This is a genomic window from Lacrimispora brassicae (genome assembly GCF_054772055.1).
Genome location: NZ_BRYH01000042.1, coordinates 1 through 1,142, shown reverse-complemented (window position 1 = coordinate 1,142; position 1,142 = coordinate 1). Strand labels below are relative to the sequence as shown.

Annotated in this window: 1 protein-coding gene; it reads right to left on the bottom strand. The window is 36.7% G+C overall.

All coding sequences use genetic code 11. The annotated features are described in order from the left end of the window. A partial coding sequence (gene ltrA / locus ACYVD3_RS19640; protein ID WP_460644184.1) for a group II intron reverse transcriptase/maturase occupies positions 1-1,142 on the bottom strand: 1,142 nt, incomplete at both ends.

Here is a 1,142-nt window from a genome sequence, read left to right as displayed (position 1 = left end):
TTTCTTAGATAATAATTTAAAGGATTGAGCAAACCTGCTCCGTCCTTTATTTTTGTTTCAAGCAGTGTGGGATTTAAAATATAATTCACTACTTCCATACTACATCTTTTGTACCAACCTAACCTTGAGTTTGCAACCTTGAAGATATTTTCTTTATTAAATCCGCTCTTATATTTTCTGTTCAGGTAAGACAGATTTTTGAAAATGGTCTTTGGCCTTTTCCATTGTTTTATAACTATAACTCTTATTTTATGCCTTAGCCACCCTCCAAACTCTTCCATAAATTGCTTCATCATTCCAATACGAAAATAATTTATCCACCCCATAGCTATTTCGTTTACTCTTTTTATCGTAACTGCTAAGGGTCTTGCTATTGCTTTTCCTCTTTTAAGATACTCACGCATTACTTGATACAGCTTCGCTTTCTTCTCATTTGTAGGTTTTACTTTCCACTGTCCACCATTCTTTAGGAATGTGAAGCCCAAATATTTACTTCTCGTCGGTCTGACCACTTTGGTTTTTGTTGCATTTATTTTCAGAAATAACTTTCTCGCAATCCAATCAGATATTGAAGTCATAACCCGATTTGCTGCGGCTTCACTTTTCGTGAATATCAGCACATCATCTGCGTATCTTACGAAACGCAGACCTCGTTGCTCTAATTCCTTGTCAAGCTTATCAAGATACACATTTGAAAGTATAACTGAAATGGGTCCGCCTTGAGGTACCCCAGTTTTGGTGGCTTTTATGATTCCTTTTTCCATTACCCCTGCTCCTAGATATTTGCGAATGAGGTTTAGGACACTGCTGTCATTTACTTGTTCTCTAAGAATTTGAATCAACTTATCGTGATTTACTTTATCAAAGAATTGCTCAATATCTATATCTATTACCCATTCGTATCCACTATTTAAGGATTCCAGTGCCTGTCTGATTGCATCATGACAGCTTCTGTCTGGGCGAAATCCATAACTGTACTCACTGAATATCTTTTCATAGATGTCTGATATTGGCTGTGCTACTGCCTGTTGAATTGTTCTGTCTAATACAGTTGGGATTCCCAAAGGTCTCTTTTTACCATTCGCTTTGGGTATATACACTCGTCGTACAGGTTTTGGAATATAAGTTCTGTTTCTAAGTGC